The organism is Microbacterium testaceum StLB037 (assembly GCF_000202635.1).
GTDB classification, from domain to species: domain Bacteria; phylum Actinomycetota; class Actinomycetes; order Actinomycetales; family Microbacteriaceae; genus Microbacterium; species Microbacterium testaceum_F.
In genome coordinates this window covers 3,031,410-3,058,159 of sequence record NC_015125.1, presented here as the reverse complement: position 1 = coordinate 3,058,159, position 26,750 = coordinate 3,031,410, and the positions used below count along the sequence as shown (strand labels likewise).

The 26,750-nt window shown below is 69.9% G+C and carries 26 protein-coding genes and 1 tRNA gene; 13 read left to right on the top strand and 14 right to left on the bottom strand.

What is annotated here, in order from left to right:
- Positions 1–81: 81 nt before the first annotated feature.
- On the bottom strand, positions 82–558 hold the full coding sequence (locus MTES_RS13950; protein ID WP_013585914.1) for a YbaK/EbsC family protein: 477 nt from the start codon (positions 556–558) through the stop codon (positions 82–84).
- Positions 559–910: 352 nt separating this feature from the next.
- Between MTES_RS13950 and MTES_RS13945 the strand changes: the two genes are divergently transcribed.
- Positions 911–1,984: a Glu/Leu/Phe/Val dehydrogenase family protein gene (locus MTES_RS13945; RefSeq protein ID WP_043362994.1), complete on the top strand. Its 1,074-nt coding sequence runs from the start codon at positions 911–913 to the stop codon at positions 1,982–1,984.
- Positions 1,985–2,035: 51 nt separating this feature from the next.
- Here MTES_RS13945 and MTES_RS13940 read toward each other — a convergent pair whose 3' ends face one another.
- From MTES_RS13940 to MTES_RS13930, 3 genes are all read right to left on the bottom strand, one after another.
- Positions 2,036–2,374 (bottom strand): histone-like nucleoid-structuring protein Lsr2, encoded by a 339-nt coding sequence (locus MTES_RS13940; RefSeq protein WP_013585912.1) that lies wholly within the window; start codon positions 2,372–2,374, stop codon positions 2,036–2,038.
- A 77-nt stretch (positions 2,375–2,451) separates the two neighbouring features.
- Complete coding sequence (locus tag MTES_RS13935) at positions 2,452–3,174, bottom strand: acetolactate decarboxylase (RefSeq protein ID WP_231848090.1); 723 nt, start codon at positions 3,172–3,174, stop codon at positions 2,452–2,454.
- A 47-nt stretch (positions 3,175–3,221) separates the two neighbouring features.
- The gene (locus tag MTES_RS13930) at positions 3,222–3,569 is read right to left on the bottom strand and encodes a histone-like nucleoid-structuring protein Lsr2 (protein ID WP_013585910.1); all 348 of its coding nucleotides are present in this window, start codon (positions 3,567–3,569) and stop codon (positions 3,222–3,224) included.
- Positions 3,570–3,728: 159 nt separating this feature from the next.
- Here MTES_RS13930 and MTES_RS13925 point away from each other — a divergent pair, with 159 nt between their 5' ends.
- The 8 genes from MTES_RS13925 to MTES_RS13890 all read left to right on the top strand — a co-directional run bounded on the left by MTES_RS13925 (position 3,729) and on the right by MTES_RS13890 (position 13,412).
- Positions 3,729–5,216 (top strand): amino acid permease, encoded by a 1,488-nt coding sequence (locus tag MTES_RS13925; RefSeq protein ID WP_013585909.1) that lies wholly within the window; start codon positions 3,729–3,731, stop codon positions 5,214–5,216.
- Positions 5,217–5,353: 137 nt separating this feature from the next.
- Positions 5,354–7,177: a hypothetical protein gene (locus tag MTES_RS13920; RefSeq protein ID WP_013585908.1), complete on the top strand. Its 1,824-nt coding sequence runs from the start codon at positions 5,354–5,356 to the stop codon at positions 7,175–7,177.
- 98 nt (positions 7,178–7,275) lie between these two features.
- Positions 7,276–7,710: a hypothetical protein gene (locus MTES_RS13915; RefSeq protein ID WP_013585907.1), complete on the top strand. Its 435-nt coding sequence runs from the start codon at positions 7,276–7,278 to the stop codon at positions 7,708–7,710.
- Between the two features lie 83 nt (positions 7,711–7,793).
- Positions 7,794–8,843, top strand: a complete 1,050-nt coding sequence (locus tag MTES_RS13910; RefSeq protein WP_013585906.1) for an efflux RND transporter periplasmic adaptor subunit — start codon at positions 7,794–7,796, stop codon at positions 8,841–8,843.
- Positions 8,840–9,637, top strand: a complete 798-nt coding sequence (locus tag MTES_RS13905; protein WP_013585905.1) for an ABC transporter ATP-binding protein — start codon at positions 8,840–8,842, stop codon at positions 9,635–9,637. The genes MTES_RS13910 and MTES_RS13905 overlap by 4 nt, the downstream gene beginning before the upstream one ends.
- Entirely contained in the window at positions 9,637–10,929 is a 1,293-nt protein-coding gene (locus MTES_RS13900) for an ABC transporter permease (protein ID WP_013585904.1), read from the top strand. The genes MTES_RS13905 and MTES_RS13900 overlap by 1 nt, the downstream gene beginning before the upstream one ends.
- 171 nt (positions 10,930–11,100) lie before the next feature.
- Positions 11,101–11,844: an ABC transporter ATP-binding protein gene (locus tag MTES_RS13895; protein ID WP_043362991.1), complete on the top strand. Its 744-nt coding sequence runs from the start codon at positions 11,101–11,103 to the stop codon at positions 11,842–11,844.
- Positions 11,826–13,412: a hypothetical protein gene (locus MTES_RS13890; protein WP_013585902.1), complete on the top strand. Its 1,587-nt coding sequence runs from the start codon at positions 11,826–11,828 to the stop codon at positions 13,410–13,412. The genes MTES_RS13895 and MTES_RS13890 overlap by 19 nt, the downstream gene beginning before the upstream one ends.
- A gap of 89 nt (positions 13,413–13,501) precedes the next feature.
- Here the strand turns inward: MTES_RS13890 and MTES_RS13885 are convergent, their stop codons facing one another.
- Both MTES_RS13885 and aiiM read right to left on the bottom strand, forming a co-directional pair.
- On the bottom strand, positions 13,502–16,111 hold the full coding sequence (locus MTES_RS13885) for a hypothetical protein (protein ID WP_013585901.1): 2,610 nt from the start codon (positions 16,109–16,111) through the stop codon (positions 13,502–13,504).
- 52 nt (positions 16,112–16,163) lie between these two features.
- A complete protein-coding gene (gene aiiM / locus MTES_RS13880; protein ID WP_013585900.1) occupies positions 16,164–16,919 on the bottom strand; it encodes a quorum-quenching N-acyl homoserine lactonase AiiM in 756 nt (251 codons plus the stop codon).
- Between the two features lie 110 nt (positions 16,920–17,029).
- Between aiiM and MTES_RS13875 the strand changes: the two genes are divergently transcribed.
- The gene (locus MTES_RS13875) at positions 17,030–17,476 is read left to right on the top strand and encodes a VOC family protein (RefSeq protein ID WP_013585899.1); all 447 of its coding nucleotides are present in this window, start codon (positions 17,030–17,032) and stop codon (positions 17,474–17,476) included.
- Here MTES_RS13875 and MTES_RS13870 read toward each other — a convergent pair.
- The 6 genes from MTES_RS13870 to galU all read right to left on the bottom strand — a co-directional run bounded on the left by MTES_RS13870 (position 17,461) and on the right by galU (position 21,230).
- A complete protein-coding gene (locus MTES_RS13870; protein WP_013585898.1) occupies positions 17,461–17,775 on the bottom strand; it encodes a DUF4190 domain-containing protein in 315 nt (104 codons plus the stop codon). The genes MTES_RS13875 and MTES_RS13870 overlap by 16 nt on opposite strands.
- A 43-nt stretch (positions 17,776–17,818) precedes the next feature.
- Positions 17,819–18,301, bottom strand: coding sequence for a hypothetical protein (locus MTES_RS13865; RefSeq protein WP_013585897.1), 483 nt, complete (start codon positions 18,299–18,301; stop codon positions 17,819–17,821).
- A 128-nt stretch (positions 18,302–18,429) separates the two neighbouring features.
- Positions 18,430–18,502 (bottom strand) — tRNA-Ala (locus MTES_RS13860).
- A 92-nt stretch (positions 18,503–18,594) separates the two neighbouring features.
- Complete coding sequence (locus MTES_RS13855) at positions 18,595–19,644, bottom strand: hypothetical protein (RefSeq protein ID WP_043361467.1); 1,050 nt, start codon at positions 19,642–19,644, stop codon at positions 18,595–18,597.
- 66 nt (positions 19,645–19,710) lie between these two features.
- A complete protein-coding gene (locus MTES_RS13850) occupies positions 19,711–20,334 on the bottom strand; it encodes a GNAT family N-acetyltransferase (protein ID WP_013585895.1) in 624 nt (207 codons plus the stop codon).
- A 5-nt stretch (positions 20,335–20,339) separates the two neighbouring features.
- On the bottom strand, positions 20,340–21,230 hold the full coding sequence (galU, locus tag MTES_RS13845) for a UTP--glucose-1-phosphate uridylyltransferase GalU (protein ID WP_043362987.1): 891 nt from the start codon (positions 21,228–21,230) through the stop codon (positions 20,340–20,342).
- 62 nt (positions 21,231–21,292) lie between these two features.
- On the opposite strand from galU, the gene MTES_RS13840 reads away from it, so the two are divergent.
- From MTES_RS13840 to mscL, 3 genes are read left to right on the top strand one after another with little or no spacing between them, the layout of a single operon-like run.
- Positions 21,293–21,889 (top strand): 5-formyltetrahydrofolate cyclo-ligase, encoded by a 597-nt coding sequence (locus MTES_RS13840; RefSeq protein WP_013585893.1) that lies wholly within the window; start codon positions 21,293–21,295, stop codon positions 21,887–21,889.
- A 17-nt stretch (positions 21,890–21,906) separates the two neighbouring features.
- The gene (locus tag MTES_RS13835; protein ID WP_013585892.1) at positions 21,907–22,197 is read left to right on the top strand and encodes an FmdB family zinc ribbon protein; all 291 of its coding nucleotides are present in this window, start codon (positions 21,907–21,909) and stop codon (positions 22,195–22,197) included.
- 31 nt (positions 22,198–22,228) lie between these two features.
- On the top strand, positions 22,229–22,648 hold the full coding sequence (mscL, locus tag MTES_RS13830) for a large conductance mechanosensitive channel protein MscL (protein ID WP_013585891.1): 420 nt from the start codon (positions 22,229–22,231) through the stop codon (positions 22,646–22,648).
- A 47-nt stretch (positions 22,649–22,695) separates the two neighbouring features.
- On the opposite strand, the gene MTES_RS13825 is transcribed toward mscL, so the two are convergent.
- Positions 22,696–22,941 carry a hypothetical protein gene (locus MTES_RS13825; RefSeq protein ID WP_013585890.1) on the bottom strand — a complete coding sequence of 82 codons (246 nt, stop codon included), beginning with the start codon at positions 22,939–22,941 and terminating at the stop codon, positions 22,696–22,698.
- Between the two features lie 5 nt (positions 22,942–22,946).
- Complete coding sequence (locus tag MTES_RS13820) at positions 22,947–26,654, bottom strand: ATP-binding protein (RefSeq protein ID WP_013585889.1); 3,708 nt, start codon at positions 26,652–26,654, stop codon at positions 22,947–22,949.
- Between the last annotated feature and the right edge of the window lie 96 nt (positions 26,655–26,750).

Sequence of the window (26,750 nt, the reverse complement as noted above, 5' to 3'; positions counted from 1 at the left end):
CCCCACCCCCGAACCGAGGTCCCTGAGCCCCACCGAGGTCCCTGAGCCCGTCGAAGGGACCGGCACCCGCCACCACCCACGTCAGTCGACGCGCGCGACCGTCCCGCCCGTCAGCCGCACGAGCTCGTCGAACGTGAGCGGGAACACCGTGTGCGGGGTGCCCCCCGCCGCCCAGATCTCGGGGAACGCCGCCAGCGCCTCGTCGACGATCGTCGTGAGCGGAGCCGGGTGCCCCGTCGGCGCGACGCCCCCGATCGGCTGACCCGTCGCGGCGAGCACCTGCTCGGGCGTCGCCCGTCGGATCGCGCCGCGCCCGAGGCGCTCCGCCAGGCCCTTCGTGTCCACGCGATGCGCTCCGCTGGTCATCACGAGGAGCGGCTCGTCGTCACTCCAGAACACGAGGCTGTTCGCGATCGCCCCCACCTCGATGTCGAGCGCCGCAGCGGCGAGGGCGGCCGTCGACGCGGCATCCGGAAGCACGATGATCTGTCCGCCGACGCCCGCGGCCTCCAGTGCGGCGGCGACGAGACGGCTGCGGGTGGGAAGGGCGTCGTTCATGCCGTCAGCCTAGAGCGAGCTCGCTCACGGCATCCGGTTCGCCGACGATGCGTCGGCGCGCGCTCGGCTGCAGCCGCATGCGGACCGCAGCGATGCGCGCGGTCACGAGCCCCTCAGCGGCGGTTCCGCCCGGGACCACCGCGAGATCACACGATCGGCGCGAGAACACGGCGTCGAGACATCGCGTACCAGGCGATCTCGCGCCGATCGTGTCATCTCGGCGGGTGCTCGCGCCGCGTGCCCGCCCGCGTCAGAATAGAAGACGGATGCCGCAAAGCCGCGGCTCCGGAAAGTGCCGCCCACAAGGTGGCCGACGAGAAGGAACGCGATGACCCACGCGATGACCCACGCGATGACCCACGCCCTGCCCCTGCCCGATTTCACCCACGAACGCGTGGAGGTGGTGACGGGGAGCCGCAGCGGCCTCTTCATCGCCGTCGCCCTGCACTCGTCGGTGCTCGGCTCCGCCCTCGGCGGTGCCCGCCTGTGGACCTACCCCGCCTGGAGCGACGCGCTCGGCGACGCCCTCCGCCTCTCGGCCGCGATGACGCTGAAGAACGCGTCCGCCGGCCTCGACGCCGGGGGCGGCAAGTCCGTGATCGGCCTCCCGCCCGGGACCATGCTCGACGCCGACCGTCGTCGCGCCGCCTTCCTGGACCTCGGCGACGCGGTCGAGAGCCTCGGCGGCCTGTACCGCACCGCTGAAGACGTCGGGTCGACCACCGAGGACATGCTCACGGTCAGCGAGCGCACCGCGCACGTCGTGGGCCTGCCCGAAGCCGGCGGCGGATCCGGCGAGCCCGCCGGCCCCACGAGCCTCGGCGTCTACTCGTCGCTCATCGCCACCCTCGAGCGCAGCGCGGGTGTGCGCGACGTCGCACAGCGACGCATCACCATCGCCGGTCTCGGACAGGTGGGCGGACGCCTCGCCGAACGCCTCGCCGCCGAGGGCGCCGTGCTCACCGTCACCGATGTGAATCCCGCCAAGCGCGCCCTCGCGACCGAGCTCGGCGCCGCCTGGGTCGAGCCGCACGAGGCACACCTGGTGGCGGGGGACGTCTTCGTCCCCGCGGGGATCGGCGGCGTCCTGACCGACGAGGTCATCGACGCGCTCGACGTCCGGGCGGTCTGCGGGCCCGCGAACAACCCGCTCGCCGATCGTTCCGGCGCGGACCGCCTGGCACAGCGCGGGATCCTCTACGCCCCCGACTTCGTCGTGAACGCCGGCGGCGTGATCTACCTCGACCTCGAGTCGAAGCAGCGCGGAACGCGCGACGAGATCATGGGCCGCGTGGCCGGCATCGGCGACACCCTCCGCCGCATCTTCGACGAGGCCGAGTCGCGCGGGGTGACGCCGCTCGCCGCGGCGGAAGGCGTGGCCGCGGAGCGCCTCCGCGAAGGAGCCGCCTCGGGCGCCCTGGTCTGAGACGAAAAGAATCCGGATGCCGCGAGCTCGCGGCATCCGGATTCTTTTCGGTCAGTGTGCGGCGTCGTATGCCGCGAGAACGGCCGAGGAGATGCGACCGCGCGCATTGATGGAGTGGCCGTTCTTTTCCGCCCAGGCTCGAACGTCCGCGAGATCTCGGCTTGAAACCGCGCGCCTGCCGGAAGAACGGCGAACACCGGGAGCGGATGAGCCGATCGGGCGTGCCGCAACGGTGAACGGTTCGAATGCCTCGCGAAGCTTTCTCGCATTCTTCTCGGAGAGGTCGATCTCATAGGCGCGACCCTCGAGGGAGAAATTGATCGTCGTTCCGTTCTCGAGGACGGAACCGTCGAGATCATCGATCACCTGCGTGATGTGTTTCTTGGCCATGCCGCGATCTTATGGTCGGGCTTGTTCGAGAAAGCCGCGAAAGAAAGGAAATTCACCCCTCGATTAACCCACCGAGGTCACCGCATCACGCTGCTCGCCGAAGCGGCGGCTCCCCCCTCGATCGCACCGATTCGACGATCTTCCTCGTGCGTGAGTTCGTGCGAGAGGAATTCGTCGTCCGTGGGCACGCGGAGTTCGAATCGTGCATATGCCGACACCCGCAGAACCGCTTCTCGCACCGAGATCTCCAGGACATGTCCTCCGAAGCTCCGGTCGTCGTGGAGGAAATGCAGATGCGGACCGGCGACGGTGACACCTTGGTAGAGCCCCGGCATCCAGAAGCCCACGATCGTCCCGCGCACGTCGTGACTGACCGTCTCGATCTGCTCCGCGGTGACCTCGGCCAGGCGCCGGAACGGCGGCTCCTCGCGCCTCGTGACGCGGGTCCGCACCCGCGCCATCACGCCGTCCAGACGGATCGCGTGGAACAGGTTGCGACTCGCGAGGAGACCGTCGATCTCGGCGGCCAGCCCCGGCCCGTCGAGATCGCTCACCATGCGGGACGCCGCCTCACCGAACGAGCACACGTCGACGAACGGCAACTTCTCGTCATCGCCCATCAGCCGCGGGGGTTCGTCCGCGGTACAGGCGAAGAACTCGCCGTCGAGGATGACGACCTCCCCACCGAACCGTTCGCAGCACCCGATTCCGGTATCGCCGAGAGCGCGTGCGTCGCGCACGGTGATACAACTCGAATACTGTCCGCCCAGGAGCGCGTCGAGAACGGCGAATTGCGTCACGACTCCGGGGTGGATGACGGCGGCAGGGCGGGCGTCCCCCGACACGATCAGGACTGAGCGGCCGAATACGCCTCGAGCACCGTGGCGGGAACACGGCCGCGGTCGCTCACGGTGTGTCCATTCGCACGCGCCCACTCGCGCACAGCACCGAGATCGATGTCATTGTCGCGACGCGCGGCACGAGGGCGGCGCGAGGTCGTCGTCGTCCGGGAGACCGATCGCGCGGCGTCGACGAAGGGGGCGACCGCGTCGTAGAACTTATCGGCATTGCGGTTCGACAAATCGATCTCATAGGCACGGCCTTCTACAGAGAAGGTGATCTGCTTTCCTTCGCCCTCTTCGAGAACGGAACCGTCGAGATCGTCAACAAGATGAGTGATGTGCTTGATTGCCATGATGCGTAAAACATTACACCTTTTACGCAATTCGGATCGACATTCTGGAATGTGATACACCCTCCGAGTCGCGGTCCGGGGGCGATAGGCACGGGCATCGAGAAGCGCTATCCTCCCTCGGTGGCGTCCGCTCCGAGAGCGCCGCGAGAGGAGTTACGCGTGAGCCTTTTCCGTACGAAGTCGGTGGAGCAGTCCATCGCCGACACCGACGAGCCGGAGTTCCGGCTGAAGAAGTCCCTCAGCGCCCTCGACCTCACCGTCTTCGGCGTCGGCGTCGTCATCGGCGCCGGCATCTTCACGCTGACCGGGCGTGCCGCCCACGACGTCGCCGGCCCCGCCGTCGTGATCAGCTTCATCGTCGCCGCCATCGCCTGCGGTCTGGCGGCCATGTGCTACGCCGAGTTCGCGTCCACGGTGCCGGTCTCGGGGTCGGCCTACACCTTCTCGTACGCGTCCCTGGGCGAACTGTTCGCCTGGATCATCGGCTGGGATCTGATCCTCGAGATGTTCCTCGGGGCGAGCGTCGTGGCGCAGGGGTGGAGCGCCTATCTCTCGGCCTTCCTGCAGCAACTCGGCGTCGCCCTCCCTGCGGCGATCAGTTCGGGCGGCGTCGTCGACATCCCCGCGATCCTTCTCGTGCTGGTCCTCGGCGGGCTGATGACGGTGGGCATCAAGGAATCGCTGCGCGTGAACCTCGTCCTCGTCGCGGTGAAGCTGTTCATCGTCCTCTTCGTGATCATCGCGGGCATCATGTTCATCACCCCCGCCAACTACAGCCCGTTCGTCCCTCCGTCCGTTCCGACCGAGTCGACATCGGGCCTGACCCAGCCGCTCCTGCAGTTCCTCTCGGGCCTGGAGCCCGCGACCTTCGGTGTCGGGGGAATCCTCGCGGGTGCGGCCCTCGTCTTCTTCGCGTACATCGGCTTCGATGTCGTCGCCACCACCGCCGAGGAGACAAAGAAGCCCCAGCGCGACCTGCCGATCGGCATCATCGCCTCGCTCGTGATCTGCACGATCCTCTACTGCGCGGTCGCGATCGTCGTGACGGGCATGGTGCCCTACGACCAGCTCAACCCCAAGGCGGCGCTGGCCGAGGCGTTCGCGTTCCACGGTCAGACGTGGATGGCCACCGTCATCGCCGCGGGTGCCGTCGCCGGCCTGACCACGGTCGTGCTGACGCTGCTCATCGGCGCCACGCGCATCATCTTCGCGATGTCGCGCGACCGGCTCCTCCCGGGCGCGCTGGCGAAGGTGCACCCGCGCTTCCGCACCCCGTGGGTCATTTCGATCATCGTCACGGTGATAGTGGCGATCGTCGCCGGCCTCACCCCGGTCGGAATCCTCGAGGAGATGGTGAACATCGGCACGCTGTCGGCGTTCGTCCTCGTGTCGGTCGGCGTCGTCGTCCTCCGCCGCAAGCGCCCCGACCTCAAGCGCGGTTTCCGCGTGCCGTTCAGCCCCGTCCTTCCGATCCTCTCGGCGGTGATCTGCACGTACCTGATGCTCAACCTCTCCGTCGAGACCTGGCTGCGCTTCCTCATCTGGCTCGCCCTCGGCTTCGCGATCTACTTCGCGTATTCGCGTCAGCACGCGCGCGTGGGAATGCTCGACGTCACGCCGCGCATCGTCGCGCCCCCGAAGGACTGACAGACCCCGGATGCCGGGGCCCCGCCGTTCTCAGACGACGGGGTCCCGGCATCCGTGCGTGAGGGGGCGGTGCCGCACGGCGCGGCCTCACCGCAAGGCCTCGACGCGAATTCGGCCCGTGAATAGGCTTCCTCCTCGTGACGATCCCCTTCGACGACGCGGTGGCGCAGGCGCTGGTCTCGGCCGCCGACACCGCCGCGGGCGTCGTTCGTGGTCAGGGCTACGGTCGCCACGGGGTCGTGTCGCACACGCTCGACGAGTTCGAGGGCGCATACGCGCGCGCCTTCGCCGCCGGCTCCGTGGTGGAGGCGGAGGACCGCGGCCTGTTGGCGCGGGCGCTCGACGACCTCTCGGTGCAGGTCGGCGAGGCTCAGCGGCGGGCGGCTGAAGAACGCGAGCGACTCGCGGAGCTGGCGGCGTGGACGGCGCGCGACGCCGTCCGTCAGGAGCAGGGCGCTCTCGCACCGGCGAACACGCTGGTCGCCACCTGGTACGACCCTCGCCCCGCCGACTACCCGGTCTCGCCTCCCCACATCTCGACAGCGTTCACTGCCCGTGAACGCTCGCGCGCGGTGTCCGACTGCATCGGCGGGGGCCAGACCTCGGCGGACCCGGAGCGACTGCGCTTCTTCGTGTCGACCACGGGCCCGATGGACGCCGCGCTCCGCGAGCAGATGAACGCCGTCCGCACCGCGTGGACCGGGTTCACGGCATCCTGTTCCTGGGTCCCGATCGACCGGTCGACCCTGCTCGACGGGTGGCAGCGTCTGCTCGACGAGAACACGACGGATGCCACGTGGATCGGCGGCATCGCCGACGCGTTCGACCGGGCGGGGTCGGGGACCCTCAGCGACCTCGACGTCGCTCTCGCCACGTCGGCGACCTTCCCGCAGTCGACGCAGGACCTCCTCGTGAGCGGGACGCTCACCACCGAGCAGGTGGCCGTCGCGTGGGCGATGCTCGCGCAGAGCCCTTCGGCCGATCCGAGCGCTTTCGTGCGGCAATGGGCGAACGTCCTCGGCAGCCTCGACGGGCTCCCCGCGTTCGTGCGCGTGGAGGCGAACCGCTACCGCGTACCGGAACTCCTGCGCGCTGCCGAGCGGGAGCTCGCGGGCCTCGAGAACAGTCAGGACGAAGACGAGCTGTCGCGCGCGGAGATGATCCGCAACGAGATCACCTATCTGAAGAGCGTTCAGACCGGCGACGTCCAGCTCTATCTGTACGACCGCGACGCGTCGCGCATCGTCGAGATGATCGGCACTCCGGGACCGGATACGACCCGGGCGATCACGTACGTCCCCGGGACCTTCACGGGGATGAACTCATTCTACACCGGCGGGGTGCAGCAGATCGCGCAATATCTGACGACGCAAGTACCGGGGACCGTCGCGTTCGTCTACAAGGACGGGAAATTCCCGGGCGAGCAGAACAACGCGCAAGAGCCCGACCTCAAGCGCTTCTTGCGCATCGGCGAGGCGAACGACCAAGACACCGCGCGGGAAGCCGGTGAGCAGCTCGCGCAGTTCCAGGCGGGGATGCGATCCGATCCCTCTCTCAGCGGCGTCGAGCAGATCGGCATCGGCCACAGCTGGGGGGTCGCCAACCTCACCGGTTCCGAGGTGGCGGGCTCCGAGTACGACAAGGTGATCTCGCTCGCCGGCGCGGGGATGCTGCCCGACTGGCGACCGAACGACGACACGACGTACACCGATCTCTCCTACCGCGACATCCTTCTGCACTTCCAGTCGAAGGGTCTGGTGTGGGACGGGAACAACCCTCGCAGCAACGGGGCGTTCGAGCACGGTCCCCTCTACGTCGGCCCCGACGACGCCGAACTCGACGGGCGATTCGTCGACGGTGACGAGTGGGGCGTCTTGACGGACAACCACAATCTCATCGCGAGCACAGATCGCGACAACGACGAAGCGCTCGGCGATCTCAAGAGGCTGGTGGAGCAGTGAGAACACGATCAGCAGCCTGGCTCGCGTGCGCGGTGGCCGCAGTCATCGGACTGGCGGGCTGTGCGCCGAGCGACCCGAACGGACATGAGGAGACGCCCGTGACGCAATCCCCCTCGCCTTCGCCCCTGACGTGGGAGGAGGCCAAAGCTTCGACGCAGGCCACAGAACGGGAGATCGTCTCGCTGATCCCCGCAGAGGAGGTTGCTGCCGTGGACCAACTTCCGGAGGGGAGCTTGTTGTCGTGCAACGAGGGTGGGCACGCCTGGCTCGGCGGCACGAAGGTCACTCTTGTTCCCGGTGTCCACGCCGAGGACGTCGTCCGCGCTCTCGAAACGCGATTCACCGACGGTCGCTTCGACATTCGCACCCGGCGCAACATCGACGGCGACTACGAGGTCCAGCTGCTGGCGACCTCCAACGAGCGTGAGAACTACATCATCTCGCGTTACAAGGCGGATGACACGATCGACATCTCCTCGGCATCCCCCTGCTTCACTCTGCCGGAGGGTGTCTATCCGGGCGGCACCTTCTGACATCGTCCGCGATACGTGCGCGATATGTCCCTCCCCCTAGGGTGGGGATCGTCTGAACGACGATCACCGCTCCGGGGGGTTTCATGGGGATCGCACGCACGTGGGTTTTTCCGATTCTGCGTCTGCTTCTGGTCGCGCTCGTCGCGGCCGCTCTGATCAAGCTGGCCTTCTTTCCTGATCGGGAGGTCGACGCGTCACCGGCGGAGCCCACCGGCGCGATCGTCGAGCCGCGCATCGCGGCCGCCCGGGGAACCATCACCAACGACGTGGTCGTCACGGCGACCGTGGCGGCCGACCCGGCGGTCCCGGTGAAGTCCACGGCCGGCGGTGTCGTCAACAAGATCTTCATCACCCAGGGTGCCGGGGTGAATCAGGGCGACGTGATCTTCAACGTCAAGGTGCCGATCGAACGCGATCCCGCCGACAGCGTGGATGCCGAAGGCAAGCCCAAGCCGGCCATCTTCCGCTACGAGGACGTCACCGCTCCCGCGGGCGGAACGCTCAGCGCGCTCGATGTGCTCGAGGGCCAGGACGTCACGGTCGGTATGGCCGCGGGCAACGTCGCTCCCCCGAGCTTCTCGGTGACGGGAACGCTCGAGGCCGCGCAGCAGTACCGACTTCTCAACCGCCCGGGTGAGGCATCCGTCGCCATCACCGGCGGCCCCGCTCCCTTCACGTGCACGAACCTGCGCCTACTTACGCCTCTCGCGGGGAGCAACGGCGACGGCGATTCGACGGGTGCGGGAGCCGGCGGCACGCCGTCCTCCGGCGGGGCCGGCACGACCGTCACGTGCGCCGTTCCCGGAGACGTCACGGTGTTCGCCGGGCTCGCCGCGGAGCTGACGATCGCCGGTGGAAAAGCCGAGAACGTGCTCGTCGTCCCGACGACCGCCGTCCGCGGGGCCGCGCAGAGCGGCACCGTCTGGGTGTCGACGGCCGACGGCGCGACCGAGGAACGCCCCGTCGCCCTCGGGCTGACGGACGGAACCCAGGTCGAGATCACGCAGGGGCTGAACGAGGGCGACGAGGTGCTCGAGTTCGCACCGGGTGCGATGGCGGGGTCGGGTGCGGGCGACAACTGCACCACCTACCCCGACGGCACGATGTTCTGCGAGCCGGTACCGGCGTCGTGAGCCTCCTGCACCTCGAAGACGTCACCCGCACGGTCATCCCTCCGGACCAGCCCGCCCTCACGATCCTCTCCGGGGTGAACCTCACCATCGAGCCCGGTGACCACGTGTCGATCGTCGGACGTTCGGGCTCGGGCAAGTCGACGCTGCTGAACCTGCTGGGGCTGCTCGACCTGCCGACCAGCGGGGTCATCAGCTTCGACGACCGTCCGATCAAGAGCTACTCGGGCGCTCGGCGCGATCGTCTGCGCGGCGCCTCGATCGGGTTCGTCTTCCAGCAGTTCAACCTCCTCGCGGGGCGTACCGCTCTCGAGAACGTCACCATGCCGCTGCTCTACTCGTCGGGGCGCACGTTCTGGCGGCGCAAGAAGATCGCGGCCGAGATGCTCGAACTCGTCGGACTCGGTCACCGGATGAGCAGCATGCCCGACCGCCTGTCCGGGGGAGAACAGCAGCGCGTCGCGATCGCCCGTTCGCTTGTGCGCGGCCCGCGCCTGATCCTCGCCGACGAGCCCACCGGCGCCCTCGACCTCGACACCGGTCAGAGCGTCATGGAGCTCATCGACGACGTCGCCGCGCGCACCGGAGCCGCGCAGGTCGTCATCACGCACGACCCGATGATCGCGCGTCGCGCGCGGCGGCACTTCCGCCTGGATCGCGGCATCCTGACCCCCGTCGACGACCCGGCCTTCGAACCGCTCACGCGGCGCGAGATGCGCGAGATGGCACCGACCACGGAAGCAGAGCCCGAAGCAGAACCCGAAGCCGAAGCCGAAGCCGAAGGAGAGGACGCCTGATGCGCGGGCTCACCGGCTTCGTCGGCGCTCTGCTCGAGGCCTGGCAAGAGGTGCGCGTGCACCGCACACGGGTGCTGCTGTCGCTCATCGGGGTCGCGGTCGCGGTGTGCTCGCTCACGACGGTGGTCGCCCTCGGCGCGATCGTGCAGCAGGCCAATCAGGAGCTCAGCGAGCGGCAGGGCGGCCGCCCCGCCACCCTGTACGTCTCGGCCTTCCGGCTGAACGGCACGATCGACCCGGCCGACATGGATGCCGCGTGGAGCAAGACCCTCGAGCGGTACGACATCTCCTACGCGTCGCGCGTGCAGAACACCGTCCAGCTCGTCCCGTTCGCGACCGGCTCGGTGCAGGTCGGCACGCAGGCTGTCGACCAGCCCTTCGGCGAGATGCACCGCGTGCGACTCGTCGAGGGATCCTGGTTCTCCCCGACCGACGAGCAGCAGCTCGCGCCCCGTCTCATCGTGAACGAGGTGTTCTGGGACCGCATGGGACGCCCTCCTCTCGAGAGTCACCCCGTGGTGGCCCTGGGCGGCGACGGCGTTCCGGGCGCGGCATCCGGAATCCCCGCCGGGGGAACGCTCGCGGTGATCATCGGGGTGACTCCCGCCAGCACCTGGGAGACCGAGCCGACGATGATCATGCTCGCCCGTCACGCGGAGGCGATGCAGAAGGCCGCCGCCGGCGAGCGCGGGTCCGCCGTCGCGGCCGCGGATCCCTACGGCGGCGGCGGGGCACCCCAGAGCCAGTACGAGATGTGGGTGCCGCCCGAGCTGGCGGATGCGCTCACGGCGGCCGTCACGCGGGACCTGCAGGGGGCACTCGGCGACGGCACCGAGGTCAACGTCTCGCGCCAGGACTGGGCGCAGTACGGCGACGACCCGTTCCTCGTGACGAAGCTCGTGGTGATCGGCATCGCCGTGCTCGTGCTGCTGCTCGGTGCCCTCGGCCTCGTCAACATCGCCCTCGTCACCGTCAAGCAGCGCGTGCGGGAGATCGGCATCCGTCGCAGCTTCGGCGCGACCGCGGGCCGCGTGTTCTTCGCGGTGATGATGGAGAGCGTGGTGGCGACCGTGGTCGCGGGCGCCCTGGGCGTGGTGGCCGCGATCCTCATCGTGCAGTCGCCCGCGATGCGCGATCTCGTGGGGCAGGGCATGGTGAGCGACTTCCCCCCGTTCCCGGTGGATGCCGCGATCACCGGCCTCATCGCGGCCACGGCCGTGGGGGCTCTGGCGGGCCTGCTGCCCGCGCTCGTCGCGGTGCGCGTGAAGGTCATCGATGCCATCCGCTACTGACGGGCTCCACGGCCGGCCCGGACACCCTCGGCCGTCCCGCGCAGGAACCTCGCACCGAGGCAGACCGACCGATAGGTTCAGATCGTGACCGACTCCCCGAGCGCCGTGCCGCCGCCCTCCGCCCTGCCCGACGGGGTCGCTCCCCCGACGCCGACCGATTCCCTCCCCGCGATGGACATCACCGGTCTCGTGAAGCGCTTCGGCGAGAAGACCGCCGTCGCGGGTCTCGACCTGCGCGTTCCCGCGGGCTCGTTCTACGGCCTGGTCGGCCCCAACGGCGCCGGGAAGACGACCACCCTGTCGATGGCCACGGGGCTCCTCCGGCCCGACGCTGGCACGGTGCGCATCCACGGCGTCGACGTGTGGGCGCAGCCGGTCGAGGCCAAGAAGCTCATCGGCAACCTCGCCGACGGCGTCCGGCTGTTCGACCGTCTCACGGGTGAGCAGCTCGTCACCTACACCGGCATGATGTTCGGTCTTTCGCGCGACGAGGTCGCCACCCGCGCGGCCGACCTGCTGCGGATCATGGACCTCACCGAGGCCGCGGGGACTCCCGTCGTGGACTACTCCGCCGGCATGACCAAGAAGGTCGCGCTCGCCTGCGCCCTCGTGCACGCGCCGCGCCTGCTGGTGCTCGACGAGCCCTTCGAGTCGGTGGACCCCGTCTCGGCGGCGAACATCGAGGACATCCTCCGCGGCTACACCGCGTCCGGGGGCACGGTCATCGTGTCGAGCCACTCGATGGATCTCGTGCAGCGCATGTGCGACCACGTCGCCGTCATCGCGCAGGGCCGGCTGCTGGCATCCGGGACCGTCGATGAGGTGCGCGCCGGAAAGACCCTGCAGGACCGTTTCGTCGAGCTCGTCGGCGGACGCCACCACGCGGAGGGGCCGCAGTGGTTGCGACAGTCCTGAGGATCCGTTTCCGCGTCCTCGGCAACACGCTCGCGCGCAGCCCGATGCAGCTCGTCGGGTTCATCTTCGGGGTGCTCGGTGCGCTCTGGATGCTGCTGTTCGCCGGGGTGGGTCTGTTCTTCGTCGGGACCCTCGACTTCGACGTCGCCCGTTCGGCGGTCACCGCGGCCGGTGCCGTACTCATCCTCGGCTGGGTGCTCGGGCCGATCTTCGCGACCGGCGTCGACACGACCCTGGACCCGGCCAAGCTCGCCCCCTTCCCGCTCACCACCACGCAGATGATGATCGCGATCACCGCGGGCGGGCTGACCGGCGTCGGCGGCATCGCGACGGTCGTGGCGAGCCTGCTCACCTTCCTCGTGTGGGCGCACGAGCCGGTGGCGGCGATCGCCGCGATCGTGTGCGTGCCGATCGGGGTGCTCATCTGCGTCGTCGCGTCGCGCACGGTCGCCGCGCTGGCATCCGGAATCGGTGGGGGCCGCCGCACGAAGGAGCTCATCGGACTGCTCGCGTTCGCGCTGGTCATCTTCGCCAGTCCCCTGCTCATCGGCATCCTGAACGCGGTCGAGTCCGCCACCGAACAGGGCCTGCAGCTCGAGTCCCTCGTGGGGGCCATCTCGTGGACACCGGTCGGTGCCGCCTGGGCGGTGCCCGGCGACCTCGCGACCGGGTCGTGGTTGACCGCGATCCTGAAGTTCTTGATCGCCGTCGCCACCCTCGCCGTGCTGTGGGTGCTGTGGTTCCGCAACCTCTCGGCATCCGTCATCGCCCCTCCCGCCCGGTCGACCGCGAAACGCAAGACGGGCTCGCTCGGCTGGTTCGGCGTCATGCCGTCGAGTCCCGTCGGCGCCACCTGGGCGCGCTCGCTCACGTCGTGGACCCGCGATCTGCGCTACATCCGGCAGTTGCTGCTCATCCCCTTCGCGCCGATCCTCGTGCTCATCTATTCGCAGTGGGACGTCAGCGGACCGTTCTTCGCTCTGTCGGGCCTGCTGGTCGGGTTCTTCGCGGGAGTGCTCCCCTACTCGGACATCTCGTACGACGGCACGGCTTTCGCGACCGTGATGCAGACCGGTATCCGGGGTCGCGCCGACCGGCTCGGACGCACGCTGGGCGTCGCGAGCATCACGATCCCGCTCATCGTGATCGTGGATCTCGTCACCCTCGGGCTCTCGGGCCGCTGGGACCTGCTCCCGCCCGTGCTCGGGGCGTCCCTCGGGCTGACGCTCATCGGCTTCGGCGTCAGTGCCGTGAGCTCTGCGTTCCTCGTGGTCCCCACACCGGCCCCGGGTGACTCGCCGTTCAAGCGCGTGCCGGGATCGTCGTTCTCGATGTTCCTCACGTTCTTCGCGTGCTGGGCTCTCGTCGCGGTGATCGGCCTCCCGGCGGTGATCCCCGCGGCGATCGCGACGTTCGGCGGATCGAGCGTGGCGGGATGGATCGCCTTCGTGGTGGGCCCCGTTCTGGGTCTCCTCGTGCTCGCGGTCGGCGTGGTGCTGGGCGGAAAGCGCTTCGACGCGAACGCGCCGAGCCTGCTCGCGCAGTTGCGGTCGTTCCAGGGGGCCTAGAGGGACGGATGCCGCTCCCCCGGCGCCGGATCCGGCCCGGGGCGAGCGCTCCCGGACGGACCGCCCGTACGGTCCCTGGGCAGGACTGTTCAGCGCGAGAGTCGGCGCGCCTGCTTCTCGGCGCGCGCGGCCGTCCGGGTCTCGTCCGAGGAGAACCCGAGGTGCGGTGCGGACCGTATCCAGGCGTACGTGCTCGCCGCGGAGGCATGATCGCCAAGGGTGGCGAATGCGGCCGCGAGATCGAAGGTCGACTTCCTCACGCGCTCGAGAAGCTGCGGGTCGGTCGAGCCCGCCGCCAGGTCGAGGACACGGCGGTGAGCGCCCGCCGCCTCCGCGACGCGGCCGAGCCCGGCGAAGATCAGCGCCTGGTTGCGGAGGGCTTTCGCGCACCGCAGCCGTCCACTCGTCGTCGCCAGTGCCTGCCCGTGGACCGCGACCGCGTGCTCGTACGCGGCGAGCGCCGCGAGGCCGTCACCGAGGTCGTCGATCGTCACGGCGCGGTTGTAGACCGCTCGCTGGCGCGTCGTCGCGATCTCCCCGTCCGACGAACCGGCAGCGAGCGCGTCGAGCGCCTCGTAGGCCTGGATCGCGCCGCGTGGATCGCCGAGCCTGCCGAGGGCGATTCCGAGGCGCAGATACGCACGGGCGCGCACCCGTTCGGCGCGCGCGTCGGAGCCCGCGCGGACGATCGTCGCCTGGCGCGCGAGCGCGGCGAGCTGCTCCCACGAGCCCGCTTCCTCGACCCACCCGGCCCAGGCGTCGAGGGCGGCCAGTCGCAGCATCGCAAGATCAAGGTCCTCGGTCCCCGCCGTCTCGTCGATGACGGCCCTCCACCGCTGCTCGGCCTCGGCGATCCGACCGCGCTCCGCGAACTCGTCCGCCGCGTACAGCCGATCCCGCACGGACCGATACCGGGCGGCGGCCTCGTCGTCCGCGTCCGCCGCTGCCGAGGACAGCGAGAGGATGTGGAGGTTCTCTCGGGCGCGGCGCACCGTGTCCTGGATGTCGGCGTCATCGGCATCCCCGAATCGCGCGACGATGTCGTTCAGCAGGGCGATCGCGTGGGCGGTGTCGCCCCTCTCGTGAACGATGACCGCTTCGCCGAGCTTCCCCGAGGCGTGCAGGCGTCGGATCCGCACGTCGGGATCGTCCGCGAAACGATCCGCGAAGACCTGGCGGAGGTTCCCCGCTTCCTCCGCATCGACGCGGTCGGAGCGCCACGCCGACCACAGGGCGTTCGCCGCCCAGACGCGGACATCTCCCGACCGGTCATCGCCGAACTCGCGCACGATCTCGTCGAGAGACCGACGGGATGCCACGACGTCGCCCGTCTCCCGCAGCAACCGCCCCGTCCAGTACGCGGCCTGCGCCCGCTCGAGCCGCGCCGTGTCATTCCCGGCGGCACGGGCCGTCGCCACGACCCGCGCGAGTGCGTCCAGGGCCTCGTCGGAGCGGCCGAGGTCGGCGAGGCGCAGGGCCCGATCGAGGACCAGAGACGCCATGACCGGCACGGTTTGGGGGTCATCCCACAGCGCGGCGAATCGTTCTTCCGCGGCGACCGACACCCGCACCGCTTCCGCCGCATCACGCACCGACCCTGAGCCTTCGGGATGTCCGAGGGCAGCGGCGATCTTCGCGACGACGCCGAACCGCGCGAGGGCGGACGCGGGGTCGCCGTCCGCGCGGAAGGTCGCATCCGCCTGCCGCAAGAGGGCGAGTCCGGATGCCGTGACCTCCGGGGAGGAGCCGACGTCCCGCAGCAGCTCGGCCAGGGCGACGGAGCGCGTCTCTGCGTCCGTGTCCTCCCTGTACCGCTCGAGCAACCGTGGCCACTCCTCCGCCGCCACCGCGTCCCGGTCGTCCGGGTCGAGGCGGTCGAGAAGGCGGCGAAGGTGCCGCGCCGCCCGAGCGGCGCGAGCGGGGGTGTGCGGCCAGGGGTCTTCCGCGAGGAGCCGTCGCGCTTCGGCGATGGCCTCACGCGGGCTCTCTCCATCGGCGATCGCCAGATCCGCCCGGAGAAGCGCGGCGTCGAGGCCCCAACCGTCCGCCTCCGGACTCCGGAGGGACTCGTCGATGGCGATCCTCAGCATCTCGGCCACGCCGGTGAGGTCGCGACCGTTCTCGATCCGCAGGCGCGACGACGTGACCATCGCCTCGATGCGGATCGCGGACAATCGCGGGTCGCTCTCTCCACCGAGCCGGAACGCCAGCGCGTCCAGAGCGGAGGCGATCGAGTCGGCATCCTGTCCGAGCCACCGTCGGATCATCTGCGCGGTGAGAGCCGCCTCCGCCCCCACCCGGCGCACGCCCGCGTAGGGCGACAGCTGATGGGCTTCGTCGAGGTCGAGCGCGTGCTGGAGCACCCGCACGTGCACGACGGGGTCGACGTCGTCGAGGCCGTGCACGAACTCGACGCGACCGAGTTCCGCTCTCGCGCGTGCCTCGCTCGTGGTCTCGTCGTCGAACCCCTCCGTGAGCCGGCGCATCCGCTCGAGGTGCTCGTCGATCCGAGCGTCGGGTTCGACGACGACATCCAGCTCCACGAGGACCGCCGTCGCCTCGGCGATCGCGGTCGCCTCCGCGGCATCCCGAGCGGGTGTCGCCGAGGCGAGCAGACCCATCAGCAGAGCGCGCGCGGAGCCCTGCTCCCCCTCGTCGATGAGGGTGAGCGCTCTCTCGATCTCGCCGGCGAAGTCCATGGTGACCCTCCCGTGTCCCGACCCACCGAACCCTCAGCGGGTCGCGGTGCGTTCAGCGGACGAAAGCCTCGACGCGCTCGACGAACCGTGCCGGGTCGACGAGGTGCGGGTAGTGGGTCGGCGGCTGCCAGACCTCCTGGACGGCCTGCGGGATCTCCCGCTGCAGCCACGCCGCGTACTCTGGCCCGGCATCGAGACCCGTGATCACGAGGTACGGGACGTCCTCCGGGATCCTCGTCAGACCGCTCACGAGCGCCGCCAGTTCTTCGGGTGAGTCCTCGAGAAGCGGCCGCCACATCCCGAGGACGACGTCCTGCCTCGGAGACCGGATGCCATTCACCCGCGCCAGCTCCTCGGCATCCAGGCCGCCCGCCATCTGCGCGAACATGCCGTGGATGAACAGCGGGAAGTCCGCCCCGCGGAGCATCCCCTCCGCCTGCTGCACCTGGCCCTGCATGCCCGCGAGCTGGAGAGGCTGGTCCACGTTGACGATCGCCCGCGCGGGGAAGAGCGCGCCGTACGCCGTCGCGACGATCCCGCCCATCGAGTGGCCGACGATCACCGGCAGTTCCCCGGGGATCACGTCGTTCTCGGCGAGCTGCGCGAGGGTGTCGTGCACGTCGGTCGCGAGCGTGGGGATGTCGTACGGTTCTTCGGCGGCTGATGCCCCGTGCCCGCGCAGGTCGACCCGCACGACCGTGAAGCCGTCGGTGAAATCGACCGGATCCCAGCTGCGGCGGTCTTCGGTGATGCCGTGCAGGAGGACCAGCAGCGGGCCGGAGCCCGACACGTCGTGGGCGAGGATCATGACATCTCCCTGGGGGCGAGCGGGCTTTGCCCGAGCATATCCGGGTCTTCCCGCCGAGAATGGGGCCGGTCTAGGGTGAGGGCAGATCCCCCACGGAGAAGGATGCCTCGATGTCGACCACCCTCGTTGTGTACGTCTCGTTCGCCGGCGCCGCCCGCGAGGCGATGACCTTCTACCATTCGGTGTTCGGCGGCGAGCTGACGATCAACACCTTCGCCGACTTCGGCATCCCCGACGCTCCCGCCGACGGCGTGATGCACTCGGAGCTTCGCGCCGACGGCTTCACCGTCATGGGCGCTGACGGCTTCGAGGAGCCCGCCGAGGGCTGGGGCAAGAGCCGCGTGCACGCCGCCTTCATGAGCGATGAGCTCGACCGCGTCCGCGGCTTCTACGACCGCTTCGTCGAGCGCGGCGCCCAGGTCGCCCAGCCCCTCGAGAAGCAGGTCTGGGGCGACCTCTACGGCGAGATCGTGGATCCCTGGGGTGTCGCCTGGATGTTCAACATCGCGGCTCCGGGTGGGTGGGCCGAGGGCAACGCCGATCAGGAGCAGGTGTAGGTCACACCGTTGACGTAGTGCGTGCCCGAACCGAGATCCGCGCACTGGGCGATCAGGTTGCCGAAGACGGCGATCAGGACGATCAGCACGATGACGGACCCGACCAGGAGCACGGCTCCGACGATGATGCCGATGACCGCGGGCGTGTTCTTGTAGCCGGCGCGCTTGGACTGCACCAGCGCGATGATGGACAGGATGAGCCCGATGAGGTTGAACGGGAACGCGACGATCAGGCCGATGATCCCGAGCGTCTTGCCCGGGTAGGTCGTTCCGGCGGGGGCGGGCTGCGAGGTGGTCACGGGTGGTCTCCTGAGATCGAGGGTGAAGGAAACGGGTAACGGCTCAACCGCCGAAGAGGCGCCCGAAGAAGCCCTTCTTCTTCGTCCAGCCGTTCTGGTCGAGGAAGGCGTACAGCGGCTGCTTGATCCGATCGGTGTCGAACGACCACTCGGCGCTGGTGCCGCTGCCCGACGGCGTGCTGACGTGCGTGCCGGCGACGAACCCGGCGGAGCGGCGGGTCTGCGAACCGCGGAAGGTGGAGGTGCCCCCGCTGAGGTGGAACCCGCCCCCGGCGGTGAAGCCGCCCTTAAGCTCGCTCGTGGTCTGCTGCTCGTGCACCTCGTAGGTGCTCGTTTCGGGGTCGAGCGTGACCTCGATCGAGTACTCCTCGTCGATCTGCCCCGCGCCCAGCGGAGCGACGTATCGGATGTGGGCGATATCCCACGAGCCGACGATCCGGCCGTTCTCGGCGCGGAACACGAACGGTGATTCGGGGCTGTTCAACTCCCCGACGCGGGCGAGGAGCTCGGTTTCGGACGTAGCCATGGCGAGGATCATATCGACGCGATCGGGCGCGGGCGAGCCCTGGAATTCTCCCGGGAAATCGGCAAGCGCGTCGCGCCGGAAAGACAAACGACGCCCCTCCCGAGGGAGGGGCGTCGAGGGCTGTTCGGTGGACCTGAGGGGATTCGAACCCCTGACCTCCTCGATGCGAACGAGGCGCGCTACCAACTGCGCCACAGGCCCGGACAACTCGACAACACTATCACGCCGCGGGAGCCAAACCCGTCTCCGGCCGGGAGCCCGGGCGCGTCATGCCGCCGACGGCATGAGGACGCTCACTGCCCCGAAGCGCGCCGCTCGAGCAGCCGGCGGACGTGGTCTTCGATCTCGGTGTCGTCGACGTACCCCATCGCCGCGTACGGCGAGGGAGCGGCCGCCGGGCGCGCGGTCTCGATCGGCGTCGGAGCCTGGGCCGCGGCGATCTCGCGCGCAGCCTCCTCGCGAGCGGCGGCGCGCAGGGCCTCGCGCGCGAGCTGCTCGTCCACCACCGCGGCGGCACGGGAGCCTGCCGACGCGACGAGCGGACGCGGGAGCTCGCGAGGGGTCCACGTCTGACGCGGGGCGGGAGCCGCGGGAGCGAAGTCCTGCACCACCGGCGCGACACGAGCTTCGGCCACGACCGCGGGTCGCACGGCCGTCCGCGAGGCCACCTGCGCCAGCCGGCGAAGGAGGAGAACGGATGCCACGACCCCGGTCAGTCCCGCGATGAGCAGCACCGGCCCGGCGCCGGTCGCGACCATGACGGTCCCGGCGACAGCGGAGATCAGGCCGGCAAGGGCGAAGACGGAGGTGGCCAGGCGGAAGCGACGGCGAGCACGGGCCCGACGCGCCTCGGGCTGCGCCACCGCGGAGGCACGCTCGAGGCGGGCGCGCTCGACGGCGACGGCGCGTTCGGCGCGGGACTTCTCCAGGGCGGCGGCACGCTCGGCGCGCGCGACGTGCACGGCAGCCGCGCGTTCGGCGCGGGCGAGCTCGAGGGCGGCGGCGCGCTGCTCTTTCACGAGGTCGCGATCACGCGCGTTCTCGAGCCGGGCGACCTCGAGCCGGGCCTTGGCCTCGGCGAGCTCGATCTCGGCCTTGTGCGCCTGCACCTGGCGTGCGATCTTCTGCTGCTGGTGCGCGGTGCGGGCGGTGAGTTCGAGTCGCACCTCGCGGGGCGTCTCGGCGGTCTCGGCCAGCACGCGGAGCGCCTGGTTGAGGCGGACGGCGTTGCGTTCGGCGGAGGTGAAGCGGTGTCGGCTCTGCCACGACGGCAGAAGATAGACGAGCCACAGCGCGACCGCGACGAACACGATCACCCCGCCACCGAGAACCTGTCCACCCATGTGAACACGGTAGGTCACGGGGCGGTCACAGCTCGGCATCCCCGCGCGTGTCGCCGCCGCAGATGCTCAGAGCTGGTCGGAGGAGGGGATGCGCGCGGCGTCCGGCGGCACCTGACCCCGTTCATAGCGGTCGAGCACGCCGTGTGGCACTTCTTCGCGCACCAGCGCGAACGCGTAGTGGTCGCGCCAGTCACCGTCGATGTGGATGTAGCGACGCCGCAGCCCCTCGTACCGGAACCCGAGCTTTTCGACGACGCGGAGACTCGCGTGGTTCTCGGGACGGATGCAGATCTCGACGCGGTGCAGGTTCAGGCTGGTGAAGCAGACATCGGTGGCCATCGCGACGCTGATCGTCGTGATGTTCCGCCCCGCGAACTCCTCGGCGACCCAGTAGCCGATCGTCGCCGAGGCGAGCGAACCGCGGGACACGCCCCACACGTTCAACTGACCGGCGACCTCGTCGTCCCACTCCATGACGAAGGGGACGCCGAGGCCGTCGCGGTACTGCTGCAGGAGACGGCGTATGCCGAGACGCATGTCGAACGACACCGGTCCGTCGGGGCTCGTGGCCTCCCACGGCCGCAACCACGAGCGGTTGTCGATCAGCTGCTGCTGCAGGACGCGCGCGTCGCGGTTGCGGATGAGGCGGATCGACACCTCGCCGTGCCGTCGAGGGACGGAGAGATCCATCGGGGTCAGAGACCCGCCGCGAACTCCTTGAACCACGGACGAAGCGCCGGGCCCAGGTCGTCACGGTCGGCGGCGAGCTGAACGATCGCCTTGATGTAGTCGACGCGGTCGCCGGTGTCGTAGCGACGGCCGCGGAAGACCACGCCGTACACTCCCCCACCGTCGCCGCCGCCGTTGGCGAGCTCCTCGAGCGCGTCGGTCAGCTGGATCTCGCCCCCCTTGCCGGGCTCGGTGTGCTCCAGGATGCCGAACACGTCGGGCCCGAGGACGTACCGACCGATGATGGCCAGGTTGGAAGGCGCGTCTTCGGCCTTGGGCTTCTCGACGAGCTGCGTGACCTTGACCACGCCGTCTTCGTCGGTGGGCTCGACGGCCGCGACCCCGTAGAGGTGGATGTGCTCGGGGTCGACCTCCATCAGCGCGATGACCGTGGCATTGCGCTTGTCGTACTCCTCCATCATCTTGGTGAGCAGCGGGTCGCGCTCGTCGATGAGGTCGTCGCCGAGGAGGACGGCGAAGGGGTGGTCGCCCACGTGGCTGCGCGCGCGGAGCACGGCGTGGCCGAGACCCTTCGGCTCGCCCTGACGCACCATGTGCACGTCGGCGAGGTCGGAGGAGTGCTCGACCTTGGCGAGCTTGTCGCTGTCGCCCTTCTCGCGGAGCTTCGCCTCGAGCTCGGGCATCGAGTCGAAGTGGTTGGCGATGTTGTTCTTGTTGCGGCCGATGATGATGAGGACATCGTCGATCCCGGCGCCGGTGGCCTCTTCGACGACGTACTGGATGGCCGGCTTGTCGACGACCGGCAACATCTCCTTCGGCATGGCCTTGGTGGCCGGGAGGAAGCGCGTACCGAGTCCTGCGGCCGGAATGACGGCCTTGAAGGGCTTATGAGGCATGGGCATACCCTACTGGTCTCCTGTGACGGCGTCGCGCCGGGACGCGCACTTACACTTACTCCATGCCCGACAGCATCGAGCAGGCCAAGCGCGCACTGCGCGCCGATCTTCGCGAACGCCGACAGATCCTCTCCGCGCACGCGCGGGAAATCGCGGAGGGCGGCGTCAAGGAGCAGCTCGACGCGCTGGTCGAGCGTCTCGGCGCGCGCAGCATCTCCTGCTTCCTGTCCACCACCACCGAACCCGGCACCCACGCCTTCGTCGCCGATGCGGTGGCCCGCGGCATCCGGGTCCTGCTGCCGATCACGCGCGAGGACGGACTGCTCGACTGGGCGGTCGCCACTCCCGACGCCGACATCGCCGAGGGGCTGTTCGGCCTGCCCGAACCCGTGGGCGACGTGCTCGGACCGATCGCGGTGAACGACGTCGACCTGCTCGTGATCCCGGCCGCGGCCGTCGACCGGCACGGCATGCGCCTCGGCTGGGGCCGTGGCTACTTCGACAAGACCCTCGGCTCGATGGAGAAGTGTCCTCCCGTCTACGCCGTCATCTTCGACTCCGAGTTCCTCGACGACGTCCCGCGCGACGTGCACGACCAGCCCGTCTCGGGCGTCGTGACCCCCACGCGCACGGTGCTCATCGACGACTCCCCCGCCTGACACCCGAAAGAAGCACCATGCCCACCTACTCGTATGCCTGCAAGCAGTGCGGACACCGTTTCGACGCCGTGCAGTCCTTCTCGGACGCGGCCCTCACCGAATGCCCCGAGTGCGGCGGAGACCTCCGCAAGCAGTACGGCTCGATCGGGGTGACCTTCAACGGGTCGGGCTTCTACCGCACCGACTCCCGCGGTTCGTCGAGCGGGTCGTCGTCGAGCGGTTCCACGTCCGGCTCGACCAGCGCAAGCGGTGGCGGATCGTCGTCGACCTCGTCATCATCGACTTCGACGGCTTCCTCGTCGTCCTGACACCTCGCACCTTCACCCCCGGGAGACCACCGTGATCAAGGGATTCAAAGAGTTCATCCTCCGCGGCAACGTGATCGATCTCGCGGTCGCCGTCGTCATCGGCGCGGCCTTCACCGCGATCGTGAACGCGATCGTCCAGGGCCTCATCAACCCGCTGATCGGGTTCGTGTTCCAGGTCGGCGACCTGACGAACCTGAACGTCTCGGTCCCGACGCTCTTCGGCGGCGTCGCGACGTTCGAGTTCGGTTCGATCCTCGTCGCCGTGATCAACTTCCTCGCCGTCGCGGCGATCGTGTACTTCGTGTTCGTCTTCCCGATGAACCGCTGGAAGGAACGCGCCGCCGCCCGCGCCGGCGTGAACGATGCGGCATCCGAGGAGCCGAAGCTCCCCACCGAGCAGGAGCTGCTCGTGCAGATCCGCGACCTGTTGGAGCGTCAGAACAAGGCCTGACCGCCTCGACGAACGGGCCCGCGCTGCTGTCGGCGCGGGCCCGTTCGTCAATAGTGCGGAGGAACGTCGCGCAGCATACGGTCGTCGTTGGGTCCGGATGCCACCGGCCCCGGCGCCGCTCCCCGGTTCGGGTCGTCGGCGGGTGCCGGCTCCGCCGTCGTGCCGGGTGCCGGCATCAGGCGCGCGCGGCGCGCACCGCGGACGCGCACGATGGGCTGCCGTGCGGCACCGTCCCGCCCGAGCTCCGGGTCCGGATCGCGTGCGGCATCCGTGGCATCCGGGATCGTGCTCATCGGGATCAGCCGGGCAGGTCGAGGGGCTCGGTGGTCGTGCCCGAGTCGGTGGGGTCGTCGGGCGCGATGCCGAGCAGTTCCGCGATCCGGGATGCCACTCCCGCGGGGTCGCTGTAGAGGTCGAACGCGTGCACGCGCACGTAGTGCCAGCCGAGGCGACGCAGGATCTGCGGGCGAAGGCGCAGCGTCTCGCGCAGCGACTCCCCGATCGTCTCGGGGTCGCTCTCGGCCACGACGGCCTTGCCCCCGTGTCGGGCCACGAGCGGGAGGAGGCCGCGGTAGTCGAGGTCGACCTCGACACCGAGGGCGCGCAACTCGCGGGCGAGGGCCCGCGTGAGGGGGTCGGCGAGGTCTTCGAGACGGCTCTCGCGGCCGCGAGACGCGACCGACCCGAGGATGCCCATGAGCGTTGCGGCACCGTGTTCGAGACGGCCGTCGTCGAACGCGGAGGGGCGGATCGACGAGACGATCACCATCGAGCGTCGGGCCCGGGTCATGCCGACCGTGAGCAGACGCTCTCCGTCGGGGGTCGACAGGTCGCCGAAGTCGCTGAGGACGCGTCCGTGGCGCGTGAGACCGAAGCCGAGCGAGAACACCACGCGGTCGCGGCTCTCGGCCACCGACTCTTCGAGGGTGAGCACGGCGAAGGGCTCGGCGGCATCCCGAGACACGAAGGCCGCGACGTCGGAACGGCCCGCGAGCGCCGCCTCGACGGACGCACGCACGCGCTCCGCGTGGGTGCGGCTCGCGGTGACGACCATGAGCGACTCGGACGCACGGTTGACCGCGTGCTCGATGACGATGCTGACGACGCGGGCGACCTCGGCATCCGGGCTCTCGACGGCTCCGCTGACGGGGTGGGGTGCGCCCACGCCGTTCTCGACGTAGTCGACACTGAGGCTGCCGCGGCCGAGGTACGAACCGGCCCACGGGAGGGAGACGATCTCGCCGCCGTAGAACGCGTCGTTGACGAGCTGCGCGAGGTCTTCGCCCCCGGCGCGGTAGCTGCGGGTCAGCGTCTCGACGGGGAGGAGTTCGGCGATGCGCTCGAAGACCGAGACCTCGTCGAAGGGCACGTCGTCGGCCTCGTCGGGCGCGGGCGCGATCGAGGCGCTGACGCGGAACGGGGTGGGCTTCTGGACCACGGGGTCGCCGAACAGCACGACCTGGCGGGCACGGCGCAGGGCCGGGGCCGCCTCCGCGAGGCAGAGGGCGGCGGCGTCCGCGATGATGACGACGTCGAAGGCGAGGTCGGTCGGCACGTCCGGGACCTCGTAGGGCGACGCGAGCCACACGGGCGCGAGCGTGCGCAGGAGGGTGGGCGCGGCATCCGAGATCTCGGTGGCCGTGTGGAGGCCGTCCTTGAGCGAACGCTTGAGCGCGGCGGCCTCGTCAGGGTGATCGACGATGCCGATGCGCCACTGCTTCGCGAGCTCCGCGGCGAGCAGCGGACCCGCCGCCGCGGCATGCGCCTCGTCGACGAGCCGGAAGTCGCGCTCGAGGCGGTCGACGACGGCCGTGTTGGCTCCGAGGAGGGCGCGGTCGGTGCGGAGCAGATGCTCCAGGGCCGACTGCCACCACGCGAACTCGAGCTCGTTGCCCACGCGCTCTTCGGGAACGTGGCGGACGGACAGCTCGACGAGGAGCGGCTCCAGCCCCAGACGGGCGAGCTCGGAGCGCAGCTGCGCGCGCTCGACGAGGTTGTCGAAGAAGGTGGATTCGGCGGCGAGACCCGCGAGTGTCCGCACGAGCTCGTGCACCGGCAACGTCGCCAGGCGCTCCGACCCCTGACGACCGAGGATCTGGTCGAGCTCGCCGAGCAGTGCGTCGACGCGCTGCCAGGCGACGTGCACGTCGGCGAGGCCCAGGGGCACCTCCGGCGTCACTCCGACGTCGACCACGCGCTGCCATTCGGTGCGCTGCTGCTGGATCCGCACGAGCGCCTCGTACATGTCGGTGACGTGCACGCCCGGGCGCACGTACTCCTTCGAGAGGCGCTTCAGGCGACGGCGGTTGGGACCACTCATGGGCGAGGCGTCGCGGCGCGGCGAGTGCGCGTCGATCAGCTCGCCGAGGGGACGCTCGAAGACGCTGGGGCTGAACCGGTCGAGCGACTCGCGGATGCCCTGCAGCAGCTTGAGGTACGCGCCGAGTTCGGACACCGTCTGGAACGGACGCATGCGCGTCTGCGCGATGAGCTCGTACCCGCGCTCGAGCAGTCGCGGAACGTCGTGCGTGTGCAGCTTGCCGGCCAGGTCGTGCGCGGCCCGCGCGTCTTCGGTGCGAGTGAAGCTGACGCCGTACCACGGTGAGTCGTCGGGCCCGAAGCGGAACTCACCCAGGCGCGCGGCCATCGCCAGCGCTCGCGCTGCGGCATCCCGTCGTCCGGCGAGCCGCTCCATCGTCGCGAGGTCGAACCGCGCCGCGGTGGAGGGCGGCGGTGAGGTGGATGCCAAAGCGGTGAGCGCGCGGAGCACGTCGAGGGCGGAGACCCCGAGCGCCAGATGCGGCTCGGTGACGGCCGAGCGGTAATCGCGCAGGACCGTACGGAGGCGCAGCAGTGCATCGTCGATCTCGGCGACCTTGGGCTGTTCGGCCTTCTCGTTGCGGCCGATGGCCCGGATGAGATCGCGTCGCACGTGGTTCGGGGAGACGGCCAGTCCCGTGAGTCCGACTCCGGCCAGGCGATGACGGATGCCGTCGAGGGTCGAGCGCCGTGCACTGACCACGAGCACGCGCTTACCGTCGTGGACGAGCTGCCCCACCGCGTTGATGACGGTCTGGGTGCCGCCGGTTCCGGGCAGGGTGTGGACGGCGAGCGAGTGTCCCGCGACGATGCGGGCGAGGACGCGCTCCTGCTCGGCGTCGGCGTCGAGGAGGAGGGTGTCGGACGCGGGCGTGCGCTCGTCGGGGCTGACGATCACGGGGTCCTCGCGGCGCACGGTGATGCGAGCGCGGTCGTCGGGGTGCCCGGCGAGGGCGTTCAGCAGCGTGTCGTCGAGGTGCTGGGTGTCGCGCGCCATGCCGGAACCCACGTCGGCGAACGACGAGATCACCAGGCGCGGGTGCACCACGAAGGTGGGGACGTGCGTGGTCAGGCGACGGATGTGGTCGATCACCGGCTGCGGCTTGAACACGCCCTGGTCGTACGCGAGGCCCGCGAGGGCGGCACTGTCGATGTGGATGCCGAGATGGGTGCGGAATGCGCGAGCCAGCTCGGGGTTCATCACGAAGGCGCCGTGCAGCTTGAGCTCGAAGTCGCCGTTGTGCCGACGGATCGCGAGGGGCCGGAGGAGGACGGGCGACGACCACTCCACTCCCCCGATCTTCCACGCGGCGAGGCCCACGGCGAGGTGCACGGGCTCGAGACCGCGCGCGGTGCGGAGTTCGACGTTCTTCGCGGTGATGCGTTCGGCGGCGAGTCGCGCCGTGCGCAGCGCCACCTCGTCGCGGAAGAGGTTCGAGAGGAGCGTCGCGCGACCGGTGATGAACTGCGGGAGGGAGCCGGGATGCGCCTTGGTGATGTCGATGCCGGCATCGAGCGCGTCATCGAACCGCAGGAGCGTGGAGCGCCCGCCGAGGGCCGCGGCCTCCGCGCGGATGCGGTCGCGCTCCGGGTCGGCGACGTGGCGGACCACGATGCCGGGCTCCGACAGTCGCAGCTCGGCCGGATCGACGGTCGACGAGGACCCGTCTCCGTCGCCACCGCTCACGGTGTCATCCTCAGCTCGCCACACACCTGCCAGACTAAGCCGGGCATCTGTGGATCGCGCGTAGCCGGGGCGGGTTTTGCGGGAATCCGCGACACG